The 21,238-nt window shown below is 72.3% G+C and carries 24 protein-coding genes; 15 read left to right on the top strand and 9 right to left on the bottom strand.

The window, feature by feature from the left end:
- Nucleotides 1–289 precede the first annotated feature (289 nt).
- Nucleotides 290–1,540 carry an MFS transporter gene (locus tag GXW71_RS31915; protein WP_211857449.1) on the top strand — a complete coding sequence of 417 codons (1,251 nt, stop codon included), beginning with the start codon at nucleotides 290–292 and terminating at the stop codon, nucleotides 1,538–1,540.
- On the opposite strand, the gene GXW71_RS31910 is transcribed toward GXW71_RS31915, so the two are convergent.
- Together GXW71_RS31910 and GXW71_RS31905 are read right to left on the bottom strand one after the other, a co-directional pair.
- Nucleotides 1,533–1,922 carry an MAPEG family protein gene (locus GXW71_RS31910; RefSeq protein WP_211857442.1) on the bottom strand — a complete coding sequence of 130 codons (390 nt, stop codon included), beginning with the start codon at nucleotides 1,920–1,922 and terminating at the stop codon, nucleotides 1,533–1,535. The two genes, GXW71_RS31915 and GXW71_RS31910, sit on opposite strands and share 8 nt — an antisense overlap.
- On the bottom strand, nucleotides 1,922–2,401 hold the full coding sequence (locus tag GXW71_RS31905) for a YbaK/EbsC family protein (protein WP_211857440.1): 480 nt from the start codon (nucleotides 2,399–2,401) through the stop codon (nucleotides 1,922–1,924). The genes GXW71_RS31910 and GXW71_RS31905 overlap by 1 nt, the downstream gene beginning before the upstream one ends.
- A 100-nt stretch (nucleotides 2,402–2,501) precedes the next feature.
- Between GXW71_RS31905 and hemW the strand changes: the two genes are divergently transcribed.
- Nucleotides 2,502–3,650 carry a radical SAM family heme chaperone HemW gene (gene hemW / locus GXW71_RS31900; protein ID WP_211857438.1) on the top strand — a complete coding sequence of 383 codons (1,149 nt, stop codon included), beginning with the start codon at nucleotides 2,502–2,504 and terminating at the stop codon, nucleotides 3,648–3,650.
- A gap of 22 nt (nucleotides 3,651–3,672) precedes the next feature.
- Here the strand turns inward: hemW and GXW71_RS31895 are convergent, their stop codons facing one another.
- Nucleotides 3,673–4,491: an alpha/beta fold hydrolase gene (locus tag GXW71_RS31895; RefSeq protein ID WP_211857436.1), complete on the bottom strand. Its 819-nt coding sequence runs from the start codon at nucleotides 4,489–4,491 to the stop codon at nucleotides 3,673–3,675.
- Nucleotides 4,492–4,627: 136 nt separating this feature from the next.
- On the opposite strand from GXW71_RS31895, the gene GXW71_RS31890 reads away from it, so the two are divergent.
- Nucleotides 4,628–4,987 (top strand): GFA family protein, encoded by a 360-nt coding sequence (locus GXW71_RS31890; RefSeq protein ID WP_211857434.1) that lies wholly within the window; start codon nucleotides 4,628–4,630, stop codon nucleotides 4,985–4,987.
- 151 nt (nucleotides 4,988–5,138) lie between these two features.
- On the opposite strand, the gene rsmI is transcribed toward GXW71_RS31890, so the two are convergent.
- Nucleotides 5,139–6,059, bottom strand: coding sequence for a 16S rRNA (cytidine(1402)-2'-O)-methyltransferase (gene rsmI, locus GXW71_RS31885; RefSeq protein WP_211857432.1), 921 nt, complete (start codon nucleotides 6,057–6,059; stop codon nucleotides 5,139–5,141).
- Between rsmI and GXW71_RS31880 the strand changes: the two genes are divergently transcribed.
- From GXW71_RS31880 to GXW71_RS31860, 5 genes are all read left to right on the top strand, one after another.
- Nucleotides 6,023–7,183, top strand: a complete 1,161-nt coding sequence (locus GXW71_RS31880) for a penicillin-binding protein activator (protein ID WP_211857430.1) — start codon at nucleotides 6,023–6,025, stop codon at nucleotides 7,181–7,183. The two genes, rsmI and GXW71_RS31880, sit on opposite strands and share 37 nt — an antisense overlap.
- A 6-nt stretch (nucleotides 7,184–7,189) precedes the next feature.
- A complete protein-coding gene (locus GXW71_RS31875) occupies nucleotides 7,190–8,557 on the top strand; it encodes an ATP-binding protein (RefSeq protein WP_367617407.1) in 1,368 nt (455 codons plus the stop codon).
- A gap of 41 nt (nucleotides 8,558–8,598) precedes the next feature.
- On the top strand, nucleotides 8,599–9,393 hold the full coding sequence (locus tag GXW71_RS31870) for a transglutaminase domain-containing protein (RefSeq protein ID WP_211857427.1): 795 nt from the start codon (nucleotides 8,599–8,601) through the stop codon (nucleotides 9,391–9,393).
- Between the two features lie 194 nt (nucleotides 9,394–9,587).
- On the top strand, nucleotides 9,588–10,289 hold the full coding sequence (locus GXW71_RS31865) for a DUF7168 domain-containing protein (RefSeq protein ID WP_367617406.1): 702 nt from the start codon (nucleotides 9,588–9,590) through the stop codon (nucleotides 10,287–10,289).
- Nucleotides 10,286–10,747, top strand: a complete 462-nt coding sequence (locus GXW71_RS31860; protein ID WP_211857425.1) for a hypothetical protein — start codon at nucleotides 10,286–10,288, stop codon at nucleotides 10,745–10,747. The genes GXW71_RS31865 and GXW71_RS31860 overlap by 4 nt, the downstream gene beginning before the upstream one ends.
- A gap of 10 nt (nucleotides 10,748–10,757) precedes the next feature.
- On the opposite strand, the gene GXW71_RS31855 is transcribed toward GXW71_RS31860, so the two are convergent.
- A complete protein-coding gene (locus GXW71_RS31855) occupies nucleotides 10,758–11,450 on the bottom strand; it encodes a phosphoribosyltransferase (protein ID WP_211857423.1) in 693 nt (230 codons plus the stop codon).
- 67 nt (nucleotides 11,451–11,517) lie between these two features.
- Here GXW71_RS31855 and GXW71_RS31850 point away from each other — a divergent pair, with 67 nt between their 5' ends.
- The gene (locus GXW71_RS31850; protein WP_211857421.1) at nucleotides 11,518–12,444 is read left to right on the top strand and encodes a nucleoside hydrolase; all 927 of its coding nucleotides are present in this window, start codon (nucleotides 11,518–11,520) and stop codon (nucleotides 12,442–12,444) included.
- Nucleotides 12,445–12,496: 52 nt separating this feature from the next.
- Here GXW71_RS31850 and GXW71_RS31845 read toward each other — a convergent pair whose 3' ends face one another.
- The 4 genes from GXW71_RS31845 to GXW71_RS31830 form a co-directional block, all read right to left on the bottom strand.
- A complete protein-coding gene (locus GXW71_RS31845) occupies nucleotides 12,497–13,396 on the bottom strand; it encodes a hydroxymethylglutaryl-CoA lyase (RefSeq protein WP_211857419.1) in 900 nt (299 codons plus the stop codon).
- Between the two features lies 1 nt (nucleotide 13,397).
- Nucleotides 13,398–14,627: a CaiB/BaiF CoA transferase family protein gene (locus GXW71_RS31840; RefSeq protein ID WP_246527073.1), complete on the bottom strand. Its 1,230-nt coding sequence runs from the start codon at nucleotides 14,625–14,627 to the stop codon at nucleotides 13,398–13,400.
- Between the two features lie 300 nt (nucleotides 14,628–14,927).
- Complete coding sequence (locus GXW71_RS31835; RefSeq protein WP_211857413.1) at nucleotides 14,928–16,310, bottom strand: amidase; 1,383 nt, start codon at nucleotides 16,308–16,310, stop codon at nucleotides 14,928–14,930.
- On the bottom strand, nucleotides 16,307–16,486 hold the full coding sequence (locus tag GXW71_RS31830; RefSeq protein WP_211857411.1) for a hypothetical protein: 180 nt from the start codon (nucleotides 16,484–16,486) through the stop codon (nucleotides 16,307–16,309). The genes GXW71_RS31835 and GXW71_RS31830 overlap by 4 nt, the downstream gene beginning before the upstream one ends.
- A gap of 119 nt (nucleotides 16,487–16,605) precedes the next feature.
- Here GXW71_RS31830 and GXW71_RS31825 point away from each other — a divergent pair, with 119 nt between their 5' ends.
- The 6 genes from GXW71_RS31825 to GXW71_RS31800 all read left to right on the top strand — a co-directional run bounded on the left by GXW71_RS31825 (nucleotide 16,606) and on the right by GXW71_RS31800 (nucleotide 21,025).
- Nucleotides 16,606–17,061 carry a hypothetical protein gene (locus tag GXW71_RS31825; RefSeq protein ID WP_211857409.1) on the top strand — a complete coding sequence of 152 codons (456 nt, stop codon included), beginning with the start codon at nucleotides 16,606–16,608 and terminating at the stop codon, nucleotides 17,059–17,061.
- A 62-nt stretch (nucleotides 17,062–17,123) separates the two neighbouring features.
- Nucleotides 17,124–18,296, top strand: a complete 1,173-nt coding sequence (opgC, locus tag GXW71_RS31820) for an OpgC domain-containing protein (RefSeq protein ID WP_211857398.1) — start codon at nucleotides 17,124–17,126, stop codon at nucleotides 18,294–18,296.
- A 43-nt stretch (nucleotides 18,297–18,339) separates the two neighbouring features.
- Nucleotides 18,340–18,924 (top strand): RNA polymerase sigma factor, encoded by a 585-nt coding sequence (locus tag GXW71_RS31815; protein WP_211857397.1) that lies wholly within the window; start codon nucleotides 18,340–18,342, stop codon nucleotides 18,922–18,924.
- Nucleotides 18,924–19,568 (top strand): NrsF family protein, encoded by a 645-nt coding sequence (locus tag GXW71_RS31810; protein WP_211857394.1) that lies wholly within the window; start codon nucleotides 18,924–18,926, stop codon nucleotides 19,566–19,568. The genes GXW71_RS31815 and GXW71_RS31810 overlap by 1 nt, the downstream gene beginning before the upstream one ends.
- Nucleotides 19,569–19,829: 261 nt before the next feature.
- Nucleotides 19,830–20,642: a HesA/MoeB/ThiF family protein gene (locus tag GXW71_RS31805; protein WP_211857393.1), complete on the top strand. Its 813-nt coding sequence runs from the start codon at nucleotides 19,830–19,832 to the stop codon at nucleotides 20,640–20,642.
- A complete protein-coding gene (locus GXW71_RS31800) occupies nucleotides 20,639–21,025 on the top strand; it encodes a DsrE family protein (protein WP_211857392.1) in 387 nt (128 codons plus the stop codon). The genes GXW71_RS31805 and GXW71_RS31800 overlap by 4 nt, the downstream gene beginning before the upstream one ends.
- The last annotated feature ends 213 nt before the right edge of the window (nucleotides 21,026–21,238 follow it).

Raw genomic sequence — 21,238 nt, 5'->3', positions numbered from 1 at the left:
GCCGAAGCGGCGGCCGCGCTGGCGCGCGACGCGGCCGCGAGCGCCGACCTCGCCGGCGTCACCGTGGCGGCACGTGCCCTGGCGACGCTGGTCTGACCTGCGGCATGGACCTTGGCGAGCGCTCTCGCGGCCGCAGGCCGCCACCGGAAAGGCCGGGCTGCGAGGCGAAGCCGATGCAGACCGAGGCCGCGAATGCGGCCCGCGCGCGACCAACCGTCGCGCCGGGTGCGCACCCGGCCGCGCGCAAGCCAAGGCCGCGGATGCGGCCGCCGGCGCCTGAGGACTCCATATGACTCGTAAAGCGCTTTCTTGGGCGCTTTACGACTGGGCGAATTCGGCGTTTCCGACGGTGGTCTCGACCTTCGTGATCGCCGCCTACTTCACTCAGGGGATCGCGCCGGATCCGGTGACCGGCCAGGCGCAATGGGGCTGGATGCAGACGCTCGCCGGCATCGCGATCGCGGTGCTGGCGCCGGTCGCCGGCGCGGTAGCCGATGCCGGCGGCAGGCGGCGGCTGATGCTGTTCCTCTGCACCGTGGTGACCGCGGCGGCGACGGCGCTGGTCTGGTTCGCGACACCGGTGCCGGCCTCCGCGCCGCTGCTGCTCGTCGCGGTCGGCATAGCGACCATCGGCTTCGAGCTCGGCACCGTCTTCTACAATTCCATGCTGCCGCTGGTGGCGACGCCGGCGCGCTATGGGCGCGTCTCCGGCCTGGCCTGGGGCCTCGGCTATGCCGGCGGGCTCTGCTGCCTCGCGATCGCGCTCGGCTTCGCGATGCCGGAGCATCCGCCCTTCGGGCTCGACCGCGGCGCGGCGGAGCATCTGCGCGCGACGGCGCTGGTGGTCGCGGCCTGGATGCTGGTCTTCGGCTGGCCGGTGCTGGCGGTGCTGCCCGATCCGCCGGCGGCCGAACGCCCGCCCTGGGGCCAGGCGGCACGCGCCGGCCTCGCGGAGGTCGGCGCGCTGCTGCGGGCGCTGCCGCGGCGCCCGGCGCTGGCCCGCTTCCTGGTGGCGCGGCTTTTCTACACCGACGGGCTGAACACGCTGTTCGCCTTCGGAGCGATCTTCGCGGCCGGCGTCTACGGCCTCTCCTTCACCGAGATCATGATCTTCGGCATCGCGCTGAACGTGACGGCGGGGCTCGGCGCCGCGCTCTTCGCCCTGATCGAGGACCGGATCGGCTCGCGCCGCACGGTGCTGATCGCGCTCGCGGCGCTGGTCGCACTCGGCACCGCGCTGGTGCTCGCGTCGGGCCAGGTGGTGTTCTGGGTGCTGGCGCTGCTGCTCGGCATCTTCGTCGGCCCCGCCCAGGCGGCGTCCCGCGCGCTGATGGCGCGGATGGCGCCGTCGGACGAGGTCACGGCGCATTTCGGCCTCTTCGCGCTGTCCGGCCGGGTGACGGGCTTTTTGGGTCCCGCGGTGCTTGCCGCGGTGACGGAGGCGACCGGCAGCCAGCGCGCCGGCATGGCGACGGTGCTGGTCTTCCTGGCCGTGGGCGGCGCGATCCTCGCGACGATGCGGGATCCCGCAGCTAGCTGAATGCGCCGAATGCCGCGCCCAGGATCGCGCCGGTCAGCGCGACCAGCGTCAGCCCCATGCCGATCATGCGGAAGATGACGGGCTCCGGCTCCTGGCGGATGCCGAAGGCGTGGATGGCACGCCCCACCAGCAGCGCGATCCCGACGGCATGCAGCAGCAGGGCAGGCGCGCCGGTCATCTCGGCCAACGCCAGCAGCAGCAGGGTGATCGGCACATATTCGGCGCAATTGGCATGGGCGCGGCTGGCGCGCAGCAGGGTCCGGTCGCCGCCGTCGCCGATCATCACCCGGGCGCGCGTCCGGGCCTGGAAGACGCCGAGCGTCAGGGCGAAGAACAGCAGCCCGGCCAGGGCGCCGTAGAGCGCCGCGATCTTCGGCGCCATCACGCGGCCTCGGCGACATCGATGAAATCGGCGCCGGTCAGGCGGCGGAGCGCCTCCGGATCGGTTTCGAACACATGCATGGGCGATCCCGCAGCGGCCCAGAGCCGGTCATGCGCGCGCAGGTCGCGGTCGAGCAGCACGACCGGTGGCGTCAGATGCCCGACTGGCGCGACGCCGCCGATCGCGAAGCCGGTGACATCGCGCACCCAGGCGCCGTCGGCCCGCTTCACGGCAAGGCCCGTCGCCGCCGCCACCTTGGCCATGTCCACCCGGTTGGTGCCGGAGGCGACGACCAGCACCGGCCGGCTGCCCGCGCGGAACACGATGGATTTGGCGATCTGCGCGACGGCGCAGCCGACCGCGGCAGCGGCATCGGCGGCGCTGCGGGTGCCGTCCGGGAAGGCCGCGATGCGGTCAGGATGCCCCGCCGCCAGCAGCGCCGCCCGCACCCGTTCCACCGACCCGCCTTGTTCCGACATCGTACATTCCCCGCTGCGGCGCGGATCATGGCGGCAAGATCCGGTGCTGTCAGCCGGGCGGCCGTGGCGCCCGGAGCCTGGAAAGCCTAGATCACCTGCGATGGAACCCCTCGCGCTCTATGTGCACTGGCCCTTCTGCGCCTCGAAATGCCCGTACTGCGACTTCAACTCGCATGTGCGGGACCGGGTGGACGGCGCGCGCTTCGGCGCCGCGCTGCGGCGGGAGCTGGCGCGGGAAGCGGCGCGGGTCGGGCGCCGGCCGCTCGCTTCCATCTTCTTCGGCGGCGGCACGCCGAGCCTGATGCCGCCGCAGGCGGTGGCCGACCTCATCGCCGATGCCCGGGCGCTGTTCGACGCGGCACCCGACATCGAGATCACGCTGGAAGCCAATCCCACCAGCGTCGAGGCCGCGAAGCTCCGCGACTTCGCCGCGGCCGGCGTGAACCGCGTCTCGCTCGGCGTGCAATCGCTGGAGGAGGCGCCGCTGCGCTTCCTCGGCCGCCAGCATGATGCCGCCCAGGCGATCGCGGCGCTGGAGCTGGCGCGCGGTATTTTCCCGCGCCTCTCCTTCGACCTGATCTATGCCCGGCCCGGCCAGACCGAGGCCGCCTGGCGGGCCGAGCTGCGCCGGGCGCTGGCGCTGGCGGCCGACCACCTTTCGCTCTACCAGCTCACGATCGAGCCCGGGACGCGCTTCGCGACGCAATACGCGCGCGGCGACTTCCGGCTGCCCGAGGATGAGGATGCGGCACGCCTCTATGTCGCGACGGCAGAGGAAGCGGCGGGCTTCGGCCTCGCACCCTATGAGGTGTCGAACTACGCCCGGCCAGGCGCCGAGAGCCGGCACAACCTGCAATACTGGCGCTATGGCGACTACATCGGCATCGGCGCCGGCGCGCATCAGCGCCTGCTGCTGGATGGCGCGATGCTCGCGGCGCGGCGGCACCGCGGGCCCGAGGAATGGCTCGCCCGCGTCGAGCGCGATGGCCATGCGGTGACCGAGGAGGAGACGCTGTCGCCGTCCGACCGCGCGCGGGAGGCGTTGCTGATGGGGCTGCGGCTGGCCGAAGGCATCGACCCCGCGCGCGTCGAGGCGCGCAGCGCCCTGCCCTTCGCGCAGACGGTGGACGCCGCGATGCTGGAGGCCTGCCTCGCCGAAGGCTACCTCGCCTGGCAAGGCTCGCGCCTGGTCGCCACCTCCGAAGGGCGCCTCCGCCTCGATGCCATGCTGCCAGCCCTGCTGCGCTGAAAAAAGCGCCGGCGCAGGGTTCTCAAGGCCCGGGCCGCGCCTCCGCGACGCGCGCCAGCCAGTCGCGCACCAGGGCCGCGAAAAGGTCCTGCTGGTCGATCGGCAGCCCGTGCTCGGCCCGGTCGATGACGGCATAGGTCGATCGCGGCAGCTTCCCCGCCAGGCGCCACGCATCCCGATACCCGACGCTGTCGTCATGGCGGCCGGCAACGACCAGGCTGGGGCCGGGGAAGAGGACCCGCACGGCGTCAGGATCGAAGGAGAAGCTGTAGCGGCAGGCGTCTTGCCGGATCGGGGACAGGAAGGCGGCATCGGCCAGGGCCGATGCCGGGGCGACGGCGTCGCAGATCTTCTCGCGCAGCGCCCGGATATAGGCGGGCGTCTGGACGAGGACCTCGCCCAGCGCCGCTCTCTCGGCCTCGGGGACGGCACCCAGGGCCGCGGCATCGCTGAGGATCGGGCTGACCGGATCGACATCGCGCCAGCCATCCGGGGGGATGACCAGCGGCGCCCGCAGCAACAGGCCGTCGATGCGCGCGCTGAGGCGCGCCACCACGCCGCGGGCCAGATACCCCCCGGCCGAGGTGCCGGCGAGGAGGAAGCGGCCGCCGCCGATGAGGGCGTCGATCGCCTCGAGGAGGGCCGCCAGCATGCCGTCCATGTCCCGGATGTCCGGCCGCGCCGGGCTGCGGCCCATGCCGGGCAGGTCGAAATAGTGCCGCCGCCAGCCCGCCGCGCCGGCGAAGATGGGCTCATAGGTCCGCACCTCGTCGCGGTGATCCATCATCCAGCCATGGATGAAGATGATGTCGCGCCCCCGACCTTCCGTCCTGCTCCACATGGGATCCCCGCGCTTTGGCCGCGGATAATGGCCAATGTTCCCTTTTTGTTCAAGAATGGGAATGCGACCTCCTGGCGAGGTGATCCCTCCCGGCGGGCGAGGAACGGGATAGAGTGCGGCGAACCGGGAGGGACCGATGGCCGAGACCAGGACATGGAAGGGCGGCTGCCATTGCGGTGCCGTGGCCTTCGAGGCAGAGAGCGACCTGGCGCAGGTGATCACCTGCAACTGCTCGCTCTGCCGGATGCGCGGCAGCATGCTCAGCTTCGTGCCGGCGACGCGCTTCACCCTGCTCCAGGGTGAGGACCGGCTGACGGAGTACCGCTTCAACAAGCGCGTGCTCCAGCATCTGTTCTGCGCGACCTGCGGCGTCGCTTCCTTCACCCGCGGCGCGCTGCCGGACGGCACGCCGATGGCCGCGATCAATGTCCGCTGCCTGGAAGGCGTCGATCCCGATGCGCTGTCGCCGGTGAAGTTCGACGGCGCCAGCCACTGATACGGCGGTGTTGATCGAAGAGCGATCAACACCCCCTCAGTCGCCGGGCGCTGCGCATCCGCGCAGCTTGGCTTCGCCGGACTACCGGCGGCGCCCATTCGGGCGCTCGGCACGAGTAAAACACTCGTGCCGTTTGTATCAGGGGGGCGCTTCAGCGCGCGGCCAGGGCGAGCGCTGCAGCATAGACCTGCTTGCGCGGCAGGCCGGTCGCCTCCGCGACCATCGCGGCGGCGTCGCGCACCGACAGGCCGGACGCGAGCGCGGCGGAGAGCTGGTCCTCCAGCGTCGCCTCCGCCGCCGCCTCGGCGAGGCCGGCTTCAGGCGGCCCGACGACCAGCACGATCTCGCCGCGTGGCGGATCGGCCTCCGCGCCCTGCGCCAGGGCCGCGAGGGTGCCGCGCCGCACTTCCTCGAAACGCTTGGTCATTTCGCGGGCCAGCGCCGCCGGGCGGCCGGGGCCGAGCCCTTCGGCGAGCGCGGCCAGTGCCTCCGCGGCGCGATGCGGCGCTTCATAGAGGATCAGCGTGACGGCAAGGCCGGCGCGCTCGACCGCCGCGATCCGCGCGATCTCGGCGGCGCGCGCCGCCGCCTTCGCCGGCAGGAAGCCCAGGAACAGGAAGGGATGCGGCGGCAGGCCGGAGAGCGTCAGCGCCATCACCGCCGCGTTCGGCCCGGGGATGGCGCCGACCGGCACGCCGGCCGCGATCGCGGCCCTGACCAGCCGGTAGCCGGGGTCGCTCACCAGCGGCGTGCCGGCATCGGACACCAGCGCCAGCCGGGCGCCGCCCAGCAAGCGCTCGACGAGCCGGGGGGCTTGCGCCCCCTCATTGTGGTCGTGCAAAGCAAGCAGGGTCACGGAAACGCCATGCCGTGCGAGCATCGCGCCCGTTACCCTGGTATCCTCACAAAGCACCGCGTCGGCGGTGCGGAGGGTGTCGAGGGCGCGTGGCGAGAGGTCGCCGAGATTGCCGATCGGCGTCGCGACGAGAATGAGACCCGGCAGCGATGCCGGAGCAACGGGAGGATCCCCCGCCTGTGAGGCCGCTGTCCCTGCTGACCCAGCTTCGTCCAATGCGCCGCTCCCTTGCGTTGCTCGCCCTTGTGGCGCTGGCCGCCTGCGGAGGGCAACCCCGACCTGGGCCGCAGACCGGCTTCGCCTTCCAGGCGCAGCCGGAGCCGCCGCGCACCCGGGTCGCCCTGCTGCTGCCGCTCTCCGGCCAGCAGGCGGCCTTGGGGCGTGCCATGCAGCAGGCGGCGGAGCTCGCTTTGTTCGAGAATGGCAACCCCGGCGTCGATTTCGTCCTGCAGGACACCCGCGGCACCACCGGCGGCGCGGCGGAAGCGGCGCGGAGTGCGATCAGCGACGGGGCGCGCATCATCGTGGGGCCGCTGACCGCTGCCGAGGCCTCGGCCGTATCGGTCTCGGCGCGAAGCGCCCGGGTGCCGGTGCTGGCCTTCACCAACGATGCCGCGCAGGGCGGCGCGGGCATCTGGACGATGGGCGTCACCCCGGCCCAGCAGGTCCGCCGGGTGGTGGGGGCCGCCGCCAGTGCCGGGGCGCGTCGGATCGGCCTCGGCGCGCGGGACGATGCCTTCGGCCGCGCCCTGGCCCAGGCCCTGCGGGAGGTGGCGAATGAGCTCTCGCTGCCGCCGCCCACCATCGCCTTGCACCCGGCCCGCAACGAACCCGGCGCCGCGGCGCGCGAACTCGCGGCGACCGTCGGGCCGGAGGGGCTGGACGCCGTGATCATCGGCTTTGCCGGGCCGGCCGCCCGGGTCTATGCGGCGGGGCTGGTGGCCGGCGGCCTGCCGGTGCCGCCGCTGCGCATCCTGGGACATGCGCTCTGGGCGCAGGATGGCGGGCTCGCGAACGAGGCCGCGCTGCAGGGCGCCACCTTCGCGGCCCCAGACCCGCGGGCCCGCAGCCGGTTCGAGCAGCGCTTCGAATCGGCCTTCGGCCAGCGCCCGCCGCGGCTCGCCGGCGTCGCCTATGACGCGGCCGGCATCGCGGCCAGGGCGGTCGTCAGCAACAATGGCGATGTCGCCGGCGGCGATGTCTTCGCGGGCGCCGACGGGCCGATCCGCCTCATGCAGGACGGCACCGCATTGCGCGGGCTGGCGCTGTTCCGGATGGAGCCCTCGGGCGATGCCACGGTGATCGACCCCGCGCCCATGCCCGGCGTCGCTGGCTTCTGAACGTCGGTGCTCGGCCCGAGACCGCCGGCGATCCGCTGGCTGCGTTCGACCGCCCTGATCGGGGGCGTGCCCGGTGTGGCGCTGCTGGCGCTGATGGCGGCAGGGCATCTGGCGCCGGGGCCGGGGTTGGCGGCGCTCGGCGCCACCCTGCTCGGCGCCGGCTATGTGGCGCGGCTCTGGCTCGGCAACCTCCTTCGGCTGGCGGAACGGCTGGATGGCGCCGAGCGGCGGATCGACGTGCCACTGCTCGACGACACCAAGCTGCTGCCGGCGGTGCGGGAGGTGGCCGACCGGGTGACGCGCCTGGCCCGCAGCCTCGCCGAGCGCGGGGAGCTGGTGGAGCGGCTGCGGCGGTCGGACGCGACCATCATCGAATCCCTGCCCGACCCGTTGCTGGTGCTCTCCGCCGACCGCGCGCTGCTGCGCGCCAATGACGCGGCGCGGCGCGTGCTCGGGCTCGGCACCGCGCCGCGGCCGGGCGATGCGGCGGCGCTGCTGCGCCATCCGGTGCTGGCCGATGCGGTGGACCAGGCGCTCCGCGACGGCGCGCCCTGCAGCGCCGACATCATGCTGCCGGTGCCGGTGGCGCGCGAGCTCGCCGCCCAGGTCATCCCGATGGCGCCGCCGCTCGCCGATGGCGGGGAGCTGATGCTGGTGCTCTCCGACCGCACGCGCGAACGTGCGGTGGAACGGATGCGCGCCGATTTCGTCGCCAATGCCAGCCATGAGCTGCGCACGCCGCTGGCGAGCCTGATCGGCTTCATCGAGACGCTGCGCGGCCCGGCCGAGGATGACGCCGCCGCGCGCACCCGCTTCCTCGGCATCATGGCCGAGCAGGCGGAGCGCATGCGGCGGCTGATCGACGACCTGCTCGGCCTCTCCCGCATCGAGCTGATCGAGCACCAGGCGCCGAAGGGCAGCGCCGATATCGCCCAGATCGCCCGCGCCGAAGCCGAGGCGCTGGCGCCGATCCTGGCCGCCCGCCGCGTGCGGCTGGTGCTCGACCTGCCGGACAGTGCGGTGGCGCGGCCGGCCGATGCCGAACAGATCGCGCAGGTGATGCGCAACCTCGTGGAGAACGCCGTCCGCCATGGCCGCGAGGGCGGGGAGGCGGTGCTGACCGTGGCGCCCGCCGCCCGCGGCGGCGTGACCATCAGCGTGCAGGATGACGGCCCTGGCATCCCGAAGGAGCATATCCCGCGCCTGACCGAGCGCTTCTACCGCGTGGACAAGGGGCGCAGCCGCAATGCCGGCGGCACCGGCCTCGGCCTCGCCATCGTGAAGCACATCGTGATCCGTCACCGCGGCCAGCTCTCGATCGAGAGCCAGGAAGGCTCCGGCGCGAAATTCTCGGTCTGGCTGCCGGCGGATTGAAGGGCTGCCAGAGCAGATCCTGTTCGGATGGAATCACCTGGATGGAAGATGCGGAACGCTGGATCGCCCAAAGCCCGATGTCCGATCCGGGTCGTCATGCCGATGCGATCGCAGCGCTTCCGGTCGGGATCGGGCCGCTCAACGGGATCATCCAGGGCGTGCTCCTGCACGCCGATTGGGTGAGGGAATACGGCCTCGACGCCACGCAGTTCGACGCATCGGCGCGACGGACTTTGCCGGTCGCGGAGCGGCTGGAGGATGTGCTGAGGAGAGACCCGCAGCCCCTTCAGGCATGGCGGCCGGCCGAGCGGCGATCCGCCGGAACCTGCCGCGATTTCGCGCTCCTGCTTTGCGGCTTCCTGCGCTGCAAGGGCGTTCCGGCTCGCGTGCGCTGCGGCTTCGCGGCCTATTTCGCCGGGGAATGGGAAGATCACTGGGTCTGCGAATACTGGGATGCGAAGGCCGGGACATGGCGCCTGAGCGATGCCCAGATCGACGGGATGCTGCGGCAGAGGAACCGGATCGCCTTCGATGCGGCCGATGTGCCGCGCCGCTTCTTCCTCTCGGCGGGAGAGGCGTGGCAGGCGTGCCGCCGGGCGGAGGCCGCCCCCAGCGCCTTCGGCCATGGCGATGTGACGGGCTTGTGGTTCGTGAAGGTGAATGTGCTGCGCGACCATTACGTGCTGAACGGCCGCGAGACATCGCCCTGGGATCGCTGGCGCGAGGCGCCCGAGCTGAAGCGCCTGGTCCCCGATCAGGCGTTGGCGCTGTTGGATGACCTGGCGGCCCGGCCGGAGCAGCCGCTGATCGAGATTCCGCCGGACTGGCTGGCCTAGATGTTTAGTCCCGACATTTCCTGGAGTGGATCGAGCCTCTTGCCTTCGGCTGTCTGCAGTTCCGCAATATCGATGTGGAAGTAGCCGATCGGGTAGGCCACGGCGCGGGATTGCGGGTTCCGGGTCCCTGCCCATCTCAGGGCGGCGTTTCTTGAAGGGGGGCTGCCCTGAGCCAATCGGATGAGCTTGAGAAGGTGAAGGCCCGCATCAAGGCCTTGGCCGAGAGGACCGTGTCCAACGGCTGCACGGAGGCGGAGGCGATGGCGGCGGCCGAGATGGTGGGCCGCCTGCTCGAGCGCTACGCCCTCTCGATGGAGGAGATCGATGTCCGCGCGGCGCGCTGCGTCGAGGTGGAGGTGCCGCTGGGCGGCCAGAAGCGCCGCCCGATCGACAGTTGCGTTCCCTCCATCGCCCGGTTCTGCGACTGCAAGGTCTGGCTGGCACGGGACAATGGCGAGCCCTGCTATGTCTTCTTCGGCTTCGAGGCGGATGCGGCCCTCGCCCGCTACCTCTATGAGGTGATCGACCGTGCGATCCGCGATGAGGTGCAGGCCTACCGGCAACGCAGCCCCGCGCTGGCCGGCCTGCTCCTGCGCCGCGCCTCCACCGCCTTCCAGCAGGGCATGGCGATCCGGGTCGCGGACCGGCTCGACCGGATGCATGCGGAGCGGGAGCAGCGGGTGGCGGCGCAGCGCTCCACCGGCACCGCGCTGATGGTGGTCAAGCACCAGGTGGTCGAGGACGCCTTCCGCGAGACCGGCACCCGGCTCACCTCCGGCGGCTGGACGCGCCTTGCCGGCCACGGCGCCGCCTTCCGGCAGGGCCAGGCAGCGGGGGACCGGGTGAACCTCGGCCGGCCGGTCGCGGGCGGGCGCGGCGGACTCATTGGGAGTTGACGGCGCGCGACGCCCAGCGCGGCCGCGTCTATGCCTGGGAGGATCGGGTGGTCGCGCCGCGTGATCCCGGCAGCGTGGGTTTCGCGGCCGCCCAGGGCATGATCGATGCGATCTGGGCCGAGCAGGGGCTGCGCTACCCGCCGCGGGCGGAGACGCTGCCGCCCCAGGCGCGGCGATGCCTCGGCGATGCCACGCGGCTTTGCATCCGGCTGCCGCAAGTCTTCCCGTCCTGGGTGCTGCTGCACGAGATCGCCCATGCGATGAGTAGCACCCATGACGGTGAGGGCGACGGCCATGGCGCTGTCTTCATGGGTCTCTATGCGCAACTGCTCGTCCGCTATCTCCGGCTGCCGGAGACGGAGCTGCTCGCTTCGCTTCGCGCGGCGGGCATCGCGGTCGATCCTGGGGCGAAGCCGCTCTTCCTCGATGCGGATTCCGCCGCGTCGAGATCCGCCTGACGCGGCGCGATTACGCGGCATCCCTTTGCGGCATCAGCGGGCAGGTAGCCAGGGGGGCGGTGCCGGGCCGCTCCACCCAGCCGCCATCGGCGCGATCGAAGAGCGGCGTGGCGAAGGCGGCGCGCACCGGGATCTCGGTGGGCCAGGCTGCGTGCCAGCGATCGCCCTGCGCCATCGCGACCAGCAGCGCGATGGGGCGGATGCCCGCGCGCTGCAGCAGCGCAAGCCCGGCGAGCGCCGAGCTGCCGCTGGAGATCACATCGTCCAGCAGCAGCACGCGGCGGCCTTCCAGGCGGTGGCGGATGCGCGGATCCAGCCACAAGGCGCGCGGCGCCGGCGCGGTGGAGGAGGCGACCGGCACGGACAGCGCCTCGTCATACCAGCGCTTGCGCGAATAGCCGGGTGCCACCCAGTTGCTGTGACCGAGCGCCTCCGCGACCAGCGGCCCGAAGACATGGCCGAGGCTGGGCATGCCGACCACCACGTCCGGCTGCAGCGGTGCCGCGGCGTCTGCCATCCAGCACGCCAGCCTGCGCAGCACGGCGAAGGAGGCCTGGTTGGCGATCAGCCCGGCCACGCCGATCTCGCCATAATCGCGGAGCGGCAGGATCAGGCTGGTGCCATCCGGCATGCGCGCCGGGTAGCGATCCCGCCAGGGCCCCGCCGGGGCCGGTGTGGCGACGAAGTCCTGCCAGAAATCCATGGGAAGGCCAGTTGGTCGAGGGAGCCGCAGCGTGGCATCTTGGCGGCGCTGCAGCAACGGAGTGCGCATGCCGCCGCCCCGCCCTGTCGTCCTCGACTGCGACCCCGGCACCGACGACGCCATTGCCTTCCTGCTGGCCCTGGCCTCGCCGGAGCTCGATGTGCGGCTGGTGACGGTCGCCGGCGGGAATGTCAGGCTGGAGCGCGCCTTGGCGAATGCGCGTGCGCTGGTCGGGCTGGGCGGGCGCGTGGTTCCGGTGGTCGCGGGCGCGGCGCGGCCGCTGCTCGGCGCCTTCGCCGCCGAACGGGCCGTGCATGGCGATGACGGCTTGGCAGGCCTGACGCTGCCGGAAGGCCCGCCCGCCACGCCCGGCATCGCTGCGGACGCCATTCGCACGGTGCTGCGCGCGGCTCAGCCGGGCAGCATCACGTTGATGGGCATCGCGCCGGCAACCAATTTGGCCCTCGCTCTGGCGACCGAGCCGGCGCTCGCCCAGGGGGTCGCGGAGATCGTGCTGATGTCCGGCGCCTGGGCCGAGGGCAACTGGACCCCCGCGGCCGAATTCAACGCCTTCGCCGACCCTGAGGCGCTGGCCATGCTGCTGGCGAGCGGACGCCCGGTCACGCTGGCAACGCTGGAGCTGACCGCGCAGGCGCTCTGTACGCCGGCGCGGATCGCCGCCCTGCGGGCATCGGGTGGCGGCGCCCCCCTCCGCGCGGCCTGCGACATCATGGCGGCCGTGCCGCCTTCGCGCCGTTTCGGCGGCGCGGGACATGCCCTGCACGACCCCTGCGCCGTCGCCTGGCTGGTCGCGCCGCACCTCTTCACGACGCGGGAGGTGCATGTGGCGGTGGATCTCGGGCCGGGCCCATCGCGCGGACGGACGGTGATCGACCGTTGGGGCCGCCTGCGGCAGCCCACGAATGCGCGGCTGCTCGAAACCCTCGATGCCGACGGCTTCTTTGCCTTGCTGAGGAAAACGCTAGGCTCATGACCGATGCCGGCCGCGGCCGCGAACAGGCCGGCGCTTGAGGGCAATATTAAATCTAAATATTCCTCACCGCAGGCACGGCGCGGAGCCGTCCGCCCGGCACCGCGCCCGGCACCGCGGCAGCGGCATCGGCCGCCTTCAGCAGGGCCGCGATGTCGATCCCCGTGGCAATCCCCATGCGCTTGAACAGCCAGGCCACGTCCTCGGTCGCGACATTGCCCGTCGCACCCGGCGCGAAGGGGCAGCCGCCGATGCCGCCGGCAGCGCTGTCGAAGACCTGGCAGCCCGCCGCGAAGGCGGCCGCGACATTGGCGACACCCATGCCGTAGGTGTCATGCCCGTGGAAGGCGAAGCGGTCGCCCCAGCTCGCCATCGCCTGGCGGAAGATGCGGCCAACCTGGTCCGGCGCCGCATTGCCGGTGGTGTCGCAGATCGCGATCTCGATGTTCGGATCGAGCGCCGCGGCGCGGCCCACCCAGTCGAGCGTCGTCGCCTCCGGCACCACGCCCTCGAAGGGGCAGTGGAAGCAGCAGGAGAGATTGAAGCGCACCTTGAACCCCTGCTCCAGCGCCTCTCGCGTGATGGCGCTGAGGTCGGCGAAGCTCTCCTCCCGCGTGCGGTTCACATTGGCCTTGTTGTGGCTTTCGGTCACCGACATGAAGAGGCCGATGCGGTGCGGGCGATGCTCCAGCGCCGCCTCGAAGCCGCGGCGGTTCGGCACCAGCACGGTGCATTCGAAATCCGGGAGCCGCTTCGCCGCCGCCAGCACGGCCGGTGTATCCGCCATCTGTGGGATCGCCTTGGGCGAGACGAAGGACCCGATCTCGGCGCGGCGCAGCCCGGCCTCATGGAGTGCGGCGACGAGCGCGATCTTCGCCTCGGTCGCCAGGAAGGGGCCGACGGATTGCAGGCCGTCGCGTGGCGCGACCTCGCTGATGGTGACGGTGTCGTGCATCTCAGGCGTCCTTCTGCCCTGCGTGTGGGTCGCGCGATTCAGGCGTTCCGGCCATTGGCCTCACGTCATCGCGCTCCAGCAATTCCCCGAAGACATGGTGGTTGTGGGCGCCGGCGGCAGGGCCGGTCCAGCGCAGCATCGCCTCCGGGCTGACGCCGTCGAAGCGGAAGGGCGCGGCCGGATGCAGCACCCGGCCAAGCAGCGGGTCCGCGACCTCCATCACCATCGAGCGGGCGCGGAAATGCGGGTCGGTCGCGCAATCGGCCATGTCATAGAGGCGGGAGCACGGCACCTCCGCCGCTTCCAGCACCGCCTCGGCCTCGGCGGCGGGGACGCCGCGCGTCCAGGCGGCGATCGCGGCGTCGAGCTCGGCGACGTTCTCGCAGCGGAGCGCGTTGTTGGCGAAGCGCGGATCCGCGGCCATGCCGGGCTGGCCGATCGCCGTCATCAGGCGGCGGAAGATCAGGTCGGAATTGCCGGCGATGCAGAGCCACTTGCCGTCGGCGCAGGGATAGGTGTTGGTCGGCGCCGCGGTCTTGATCGCAGCACCCTGCGGCTGCCGCACCCAGCCGAACAGCCCGTATTCCGGCAGCATGCCCTCCATCAGCGAAAAGACCGAGGAGACGAGGTCGACATCGACGATGCGGCCCTTCGCGGCCGGATTGCCCTTGATGCCCCAGCAGGCCGAGACCAGCGCCAGCGCGGCATAGATGCCGGCCAGGTCGTCGCTGATCGAGACGCCGCAGCGTGGCGGCGGGAATTCCGTCTGGCCGGGATTGGCGGTGAGGTGACGGAGCCCGCCCATCGCCTCCCCGATCGCGCCGAAGGCGGGCTTGTCCCGATAGGGCCCGTCCTGGCCATAGCCGGAGATGCGCGCGATGACGAGGCGCGGGTTCACCCCGTGCAGCGCCTCCGGCCCCAGGCCGATGCGCTCCAGGTAGCCGGGTCGGAAATTCTCGACCAGCGCATCGGCGCGGCCGCAGAGGCGGAGCAGCTTGGCGCGGTCGTCCGGCGATTTCAGGTCGAGCGTGACGGAGAGCTTGTTGCGCCCGTGCACGCTGAACCAGACCGGGTTGCCGTCGACGGCGCTGCCCCAGCCGCGGACCGGATCGCCCTCCGGCGGTTCCACCTTGATGACCTCGGCGCCGAGATCGGCGAGCAGGCGGGTGGCGAAGGGGGCGGCGATGTAGTGCCCCAGCTCGACGATCTTCATCCCGGCGAGCGGCAGCATGGCGGTTTCCTGGTCCCTCGGCATCCAGGATGGATAGAGCAGATCGCCACGGGGCGGAATTGTCCGGGGGGTGCCAATCCGTGCTGGGCGGGATCGCGATTCAGCACGGGTGGGCGCACTGGGACGGCTGGGACGCTGCGGGGCCTGTCCCGGCGTCCCAGCAAGGCATGAGCTGGGTTTCGCAGCTGGGACAGTCTGGGACAGCCCGCATGCGCTGTCCCAGCCCGAAAACACTGCTGGGACACTGGGACCCCTACGGGGGAGGCCGGCCCGTCCCAGCGGCCCGGCCCCTCCCTCCGGTCAGCCGAGGGCCGGCAGCGTCCAGGGCGCCGCCCGCTCATAGCCCGCGGCCGCACCGAGCAGCGCCGCATCGCCGAAATAGCGCCCGACGAGCTGGATCGAGAGCGGCAGGCCATCGGCCGAGAGCCCGGCCGGCAAGGTCACCGCCGGATGCCCGGTGACGTTGAAGGGGGTGCGCGCCTGGCGCGGATAGGTGCGCTCCACCTCCGCCGCGTCGTCGATGCGGCAGGCCGGATCCATGGAGCTGGCGGTGAGCAGCAGGTCGACCTCCGCGAAGGCAGCTTCCACCGCGGCGACGAGCTGGCGGCGCCGGCGCTGCGCCTGCACGTAGTCGGGACCGGTGATGAAGAGGCCGGGCAGCAGGCGCCGGCGGGTGACATGGGCGTAGTCGCCGGGCCGCTCGCGCAGCCAGGGCTCATGGGTCGCGGCGGCTTCGCTGGTCAGGATGGTGCGGTTGACGCCGGCGAACTCGTTCAGGCTCGGGAGTGTCACGTCGCGCACCAGGGCGCCCTCGGCGGCCAGCAGGCGGGCGGCCTGTTCCAGCGCCGCCGCCATCTCCGGATGCGCGGGCTGGTCGGTCTCGTGGAAATGCCGGACGAAGCCGATGCGCAACCCCTTCAGCCCGCGGCCGAGATCGCGGGCGAAATCCTCGGGCGGATGCGCGGCGCTGCCGGGGTCCTCAGGGTCGTGCCCGGCGATGGCGTTCAGCAGGATGGCGTTGTCGGCGACCGTGCGGGTCATCGGTCCCACATGGTCCAAGGTGAAGGCCAGTGGGAAGACGCCACGCCGCGACACCAGCCCATAGGTCGGCTTCAGCCCGACGATGCCGCAATGGCTCGCCGGATGCCGCACGCTGCCGCCGGTATCGGTGCCGAGCGCCGCCGGCAGCAGGCCCGAGCCCACCGCGGCGCCGGAGCCGGAGGAGGAGCCGCCGGGGTGATGCCCCGGGTTCCAGGGGTTGCGCGCTGGCGGGAAGGGCAGGTCGAAGGCCGGGCCGCCGATCGCGAATTCATGCGTCGCGAGCTTGCCGGGGAAGATGGCGCCGGCGGCGCGGAGCTTCGCCGTCACCGCCGCATCCGCGGCGCGGCGGTTGTCGAGCAGGATGCGCGAATGGCAGGTCGTCACCTGCCCCTCGAGGTCGATGATGTCCTTGATCCCGACCGGCACGCCATGCAGCGGCGAGCGCGGGCCGGACCGCGCGATCTCGGCCTCCGCGGCACGGGCATCGGCCGCGGCGCTGTCCCAGAGCTCCAGCACGAAAGCGTGCAGCTTCGGCTGCAGCACCTCGCTGCGAGCACGGCAATCGGCCAGCAGCTCGACCGGTGAAAGGCGCTTCGCGGCGATCGCTTCGGCCGCCGTCGCCAGCGTGAAAGGTGCGCTCAAGACTGGCGCACCGCATGCGCGGGCATCGGCTCGGCGGCGGGATCGGCCGGGCGGGTGAAGGCAGCGCCGATGCGGGCGGCCTGGATCACCGCCTCCCGCACATCCGCCGGGTGATCGCGCCAGGCGCGCTCCAGCCCGCGCGCCTTGGCCAGGGCCTCGATCTCCGCATCCGTCATCACCCGCTTCTCCGCAATGCCGGCAGGAAGCCTGCCGCAAAGCGGCATGCTGCGGGAGGGGGCGCGTAACCGATGGCTACGCGGCGGCGAAGGCCAGGACGACCCGAGAGGAGATCGCCGTGACCGCGTCGCCGCTTCGCCACCTGCGCCTGCTCGCCTGGCTCGCCGCCCTCTGGATCGCCTGGGAGCTGCTGCACTACGAGCAGTACAAGCTCACCGGCAATCCGGGCTCGGTCCATCTCTTCACCGTGCTGACCGATTGGCTCGGCTTCCACGGCCACGAGAAGGTGATGCGCATCGGCGTCGGCATCATGGAGATGGTCGCCGCCGTCCTGGTGCTGATCCCGCGCACCCAGGGCCTCGGCGGGCTGCTGGCGATGGGTGTCATGAGCGGCGCCATCTTCTTCCATGTCGTCAGCCCGCTCGGCATCGATCCCTATGGCGATGGCGGCGTGCTGTTCAGGGAAGCCTGCGTCACCTGGGCGGCCGGGCTGCTGGTCGCGGTGCTGCGGCGGGACCAGCTCCTCGCGCTGTTCCATCGCGTCACCGGGCGCGGCGTGGCGGTGCCGGCGTGAGCGCGTCCGATGACCGGAGCGCCGAATGGCGCGAAGGTCTGAATCGGCCGCACCAGACAAACATGAGCGCGTCCGATGACCGGAGCGCCGAATGGCGCGAAGGTCTGAATCGGCCGCACCAGACGAAGGCAACCCTGATTCGGCCGCCACGCGACCTGCGCCTCGATATCCTGCGCGGCTGGATGCAGGTCTCGATCTTCGTCGCGCATTGCGCCGGCAGCGTCATGGCCTGGGGCATCCATGCCGCCTGGGGCGTTTCCGACAGCTCGGAGCAGTTCGTGCTGCTCTCCGGCCTGCTGCTCGGCTCCGTCTTTACGCTGAAGGCGGCGCGGAGTGGTGTCGCGACGGCCCGGGCCGACATCCTGACGCGCACAGTCCGCCTCTGGCGCACCCATCTGCTGGTCTTTCTGCTGATGGCCGCCTTCATCCTGGGCCTGGAGCGCACGCTCGACGTGTCCGGGGAAGCGTTGCGGCTCGGCTGGGGCTTCCTGTTCGAGATGCCACGCCTCGCGATTCCGGCAGCGGCGGCGATGCTCTACCAGCCTGCCGAGATGGGCATCCTGCCGGTCTTCGTGGCCTGCATGGCGCTGCTGGCGCCCTTTCTCTGGCTGGTGGAGCGGATCGGTGCCTGGGCATTGCTGCCCTCCCTCCTGCTCTACGGCGCCGCACAGCTCGGATGGGCCGCAACCCCGGGCATCGCCAGCGGCATCGCCTTCGACCCATTGGCCTGGCAGCTCATCTTCATGATCGGCGCCTTCGCGGGGCGGCGCGGGTTGCTGACCGGCCGGGCCGCGCCGCGGCACCCGGCGCTCATCGCCCTGGCGGCGCTGGCGCTGGCCGCCGGGCTCTGGGCGCGCATGATCGATGAGGGGGTGATCGCAGGCCCCGCCTGGGCCGCGCTCGCGGTGCAGGGGAAGGAGGTGCTGGCGCCGGCCCGGCTGCTGCATGCGCTGGCGCTCGCCTATCTCTGCGCAGTGCTGATCCCGCGCGAGGCGCCCTGGATGCGCAATGTCATCGGCCATGCGCTGGCGCTGATCGGGCGCCACAGCCTGCAGGTCTTCTGCGTCGGGTTGTTCCTGTCGGAGGCGGTATCGGTGCTGCTGCGTCGTTTCGCCGACCAGGCGGCCTGGATCGATCCGGTCCTCGTGCTCTCCGGCGCCGTCGCGATGGCCCTCTTTGCCCAGTGGCTGGAGGCGCGACGTCCCCCGGTCGCCTCCGCGCTGCGGGCGGGCTAGCATCGCCATGTCGGGAACCACACTCCGCTTTCCAGGATGGGCGATGCCGCCGGATGCCGCGAAGGCCGAGGCGCGAGAGGCGCGGGACACGCGCTGGTCGGCCTTGATGATGGCTGCCCAGGCGGGCGACGGGCGTGCCTATGACCGGCTGCTGCGGGAGATCCTGCCTTTGCTCCGCGGCATCGCGAATGCCCGCCTGCGCGACCCGGCAGAGGCCGAGGATGCCGTGCAGGATGCGCTGCTGACGCTGCATCGCGTGCGCGCCACCTACGATCCCACGCGGCCCTTCACCCCCTGGATGGCGGCGATCGCCGAGCGCCGGGCGCTGGACCGCGGCCGCAGCCGCGGCCGCCGCGCCGCGCGCGAGGTGCAGATCGAGGCGGCGGAACACATCGCCAGTGCCACCGTGCCGGAGGCCGAGCGCGGCCTGGCGCGGGCCGAGCTGCGCGCCGCGCTGGGCGAATTGCCGGCATCCCAGGCGACCGCGCTGCGACTGGCGAAGATCGAAGAACTCTCGCTGGCCGAGGCCAGCGCCCGCTCCGGCCTCAGCGTCGGGGCGTTGAAGGTCGCCACCCACAGGGCGCTGCACAGCCTCCGCAAGCGCCTGGGTGGCGGGGAAGGGACGTGATGCGCACCGAGGAGCTGATCGCGGAACTCTCGCGCGGCCTGGCGCCGGTCCGGCCCCTGCCAGGGCCCTGCACTCTGGCGATGCGCTGGCTCGCGATCGCCGTCATCGTCGTGGCGCTCGCGGTCGCCTGTTTCGGGCTGCGCCACGATCTGGCGGCGCGGCTCGCGGCGGGGCCCGACCTCAGGCAGATGGCGGCGGCCGGGCTGACCGGCGTGCTCGCCGCGATCGCCGCCTTCCAGCTCTCCTTCCCCGATCGCGACCCGCGCTGGGCCCTGCTGCCGCTGCCTGCCTTCGGCTTCTGGCTGGCCGATCTCGGCTGGGGCTGCCTGCAGGACTTCGCGCGGCTCGGCCCCGAAGGGCTGCAATTGACCTGGAGCTTCCCCTGCCTCGGCTTCATCCTCGGCTTCGGCCTGCCGCTCTCGCTCGCCATGGCTTGGCTCGGGCGGCACGCGGCGCCACTGCGGCCGGTGCCAGTGGCGGCGCTCGGCGGGCTGGCCGCGGCCTCGATCGCCAATGTCGGCCTGGTCCTGACCCATCATCTGGACGCGGCCCTGGAAGCGCTGGTCTGGCACGGGCTGGCGATCCTGGTAACCACCGCCGCCGCAGCCCTGCTCGGGCCGCGCGTGATGCGCGCGGCGGCGTAGGGCGTGCCCGGGGAGGGCGCTGCCCTCCCCGGTCCCCACCCGGCAGGAGCCTACAGGCCCCTGCACCCCGTTTACTTTTAGAGCCCTGGTTGGGAAGGGGTCACACCGCGCGACCGCGCGGTGTGACCCCTTCCCAACCAGGGCACCAAGTGAAGCAGGTCCGTCGACGTATACGTCGACCATCTATGCTCCTGGCGGGGGTCCAGGGGGCAGAGCCCCCTGGCTTGCGCCCTCCCCCACCCCGCGCCCATATGCTGGGCCATGGACCTCGACTTCACCGATGCCGAGCTGCACCGCTATTCGCGCCACATCCTGCTCGCCGATGTGGGCGCCGAGGGGCAGGCGAAGCTCAGGGCCGCGTCGGTGCTGGTGGTGGGGGCGGGTGGCCTCGGTTCGCCGCTCGCGCTCTATCTCGCGGCGGCGGGGGTGGGGCGCATCGGCATCATCGATGACGACACGCTCGAGCTCTCTAATCTCCAGCGCCAGATCGCCCACACCACCGCGCGCATCGGGCGCGGCAAGGCCGACAGCGCGGCGGAGACGCTGCGCGCCCTGAACCCCGAGGTGGTGGTGGAGGTGCATGCGCGGCGCCTGGATGCGGCGGCGGCGCGCGAGCTGATCCCGCGCTACGATATCACCTGCGACGGCACCGACAATTTCCCGACGCGCTTCCTGCTGGGCGATGCCTGCCACCTGCTCGGCCGGCCGCTGGTCTCGGCCGCGGTGCTGCGCTTCGAGGGGCAGCTTTCGGTCTTCCAGTCGCATCGCGGCACGGCTTTCCCCTGCCATCGCTGCCTGCACCCGGAGATGCCGCCGGAGGGCCTGGTGCCGAGCTGCTCGGAAGCCGGCGTGCTCGGCGCCGTCACCGGCGTCATGGGCACCCTGCAGGCGACCGAGGTGATGAAGCTCATCCTCGGCATCGGCGAGACGCTGGCCGGCCGCCTGCTGCTCTGGGATGCGCTCGATGCCCGCTTCCGCACCGTGCGCCTGAAGCGCGACCCAGCCTGCGCGCTCTGCGGCGAGCAGCCGACGATCCGCGACATCGCCGAGCCCGCGCCGGTCTGCGCGGCGTGAGCGCGCGCCCGGCGAACGCGCTCGGCATCCTGCTGATCTCCGGCGGGCATGAGCGTGCGCATTACGCCCTGGTGATAGCGGCCGGCGCGGCGGCGCTCGGGCGCGACGTCACGCTGTTCGCCACCAATGCCGGCTGCCGGCTGCTGTTGGCGGACCCCTTGCTGGCCGCCGATCCGCGCGAGGCGCTGCTGGTGTCGCGGGGCGTCGCCGGCATCGCGACCCTGCTGCCGGCCGCGCGTGAGCTCGGCGTCCGGATGATCGCCTGCGAGGCGGGCCTCGCCGCCGAGGGCCTGCGCGAGGCGGGCCTCGCCGCCGGGGTGGAGCGCGCCGGGGTCGCGACCTTCCTCGCCGCGGTCGGTGCGGGACAGATCGTCACCCTCTGACCATCCGTTATCGCAGGGCGCTTGACCGCGGCGGGTGGCGTGGGGGAGACCATGCCCCATGCGGCATCTCCTGGTTCTCCTCCTCATCGCGGGCATCGGCGCGCCGGCCCTGGGGCAATCCTCCCTCGGCACCCAGGGCACCCTGCCCCCGCCGCAGCGGCCGGGCGGCGGCACGCAAGCCGCGCCACCGCCGGCCCCCGCCCCCACGCCGCC

The sequence above is a fragment of the Plastoroseomonas hellenica genome (assembly GCF_018129085.1).
GTDB lineage: Bacteria > Pseudomonadota > Alphaproteobacteria > Acetobacterales > Acetobacteraceae > Plastoroseomonas > Plastoroseomonas hellenica.
The sequence above is the reverse complement of the archived record's forward strand: the minus strand, read 5'-3'. Positions and strand labels throughout refer to the sequence as shown.

Bases quoted from the DNA above. Each gene is read 5' to 3' on its own strand.
- GXW71_RS31915 (WP_211857449.1), top strand. From the start codon at position 290: ATGACTCGTAAAGCGCTTTCTTGGGCGCTTTACGACTGGGCGAATTCG.
- GXW71_RS31910 (WP_211857442.1), bottom strand. From the start codon at position 1,922: ATGGCGCCGAAGATCGCGGCGCTCTACGGCGCCCTGGCCGGGCTGCTG.
- GXW71_RS31905 (WP_211857440.1), bottom strand. From the start codon at position 2,401: ATGTCGGAACAAGGCGGGTCGGTGGAACGGGTGCGGGCGGCGCTGCTG.
- hemW (WP_211857438.1), top strand. From the start codon at position 2,502: ATGGAACCCCTCGCGCTCTATGTGCACTGGCCCTTCTGCGCCTCGAAA.
- GXW71_RS31895 (WP_211857436.1), bottom strand. From the start codon at position 4,491: ATGTGGAGCAGGACGGAAGGTCGGGGGCGCGACATCATCTTCATCCAT.
- GXW71_RS31890 (WP_211857434.1), top strand. From the start codon at position 4,628: ATGGCCGAGACCAGGACATGGAAGGGCGGCTGCCATTGCGGTGCCGTG.
- GXW71_RS31870 (WP_211857427.1), top strand. From the start codon at position 8,599: ATGGAAGATGCGGAACGCTGGATCGCCCAAAGCCCGATGTCCGATCCG.
- GXW71_RS31855 (WP_211857423.1), bottom strand. From the start codon at position 11,450: ATGGATTTCTGGCAGGACTTCGTCGCCACACCGGCCCCGGCGGGGCCC.
- GXW71_RS31850 (WP_211857421.1), top strand. From the start codon at position 11,518: ATGCCGCCGCCCCGCCCTGTCGTCCTCGACTGCGACCCCGGCACCGAC.
- GXW71_RS31845 (WP_211857419.1), bottom strand. From the start codon at position 13,396: ATGCACGACACCGTCACCATCAGCGAGGTCGCGCCACGCGACGGCCTG.
- GXW71_RS31840 (WP_246527073.1), bottom strand. From the start codon at position 14,627: ATGCTGCCGCTCGCCGGGATGAAGATCGTCGAGCTGGGGCACTACATC.
- GXW71_RS31830 (WP_211857411.1), bottom strand. From the start codon at position 16,486: ATGACGGATGCGGAGATCGAGGCCCTGGCCAAGGCGCGCGGGCTGGAG.
- opgC (WP_211857398.1), top strand. From the start codon at position 17,124: ATGAGCGCGTCCGATGACCGGAGCGCCGAATGGCGCGAAGGTCTGAAT.
- GXW71_RS31815 (WP_211857397.1), top strand. From the start codon at position 18,340: ATGCCGCCGGATGCCGCGAAGGCCGAGGCGCGAGAGGCGCGGGACACG.
- GXW71_RS31810 (WP_211857394.1), top strand. From the start codon at position 18,924: ATGCGCACCGAGGAGCTGATCGCGGAACTCTCGCGCGGCCTGGCGCCG.
- GXW71_RS31805 (WP_211857393.1), top strand. From the start codon at position 19,830: ATGGACCTCGACTTCACCGATGCCGAGCTGCACCGCTATTCGCGCCAC.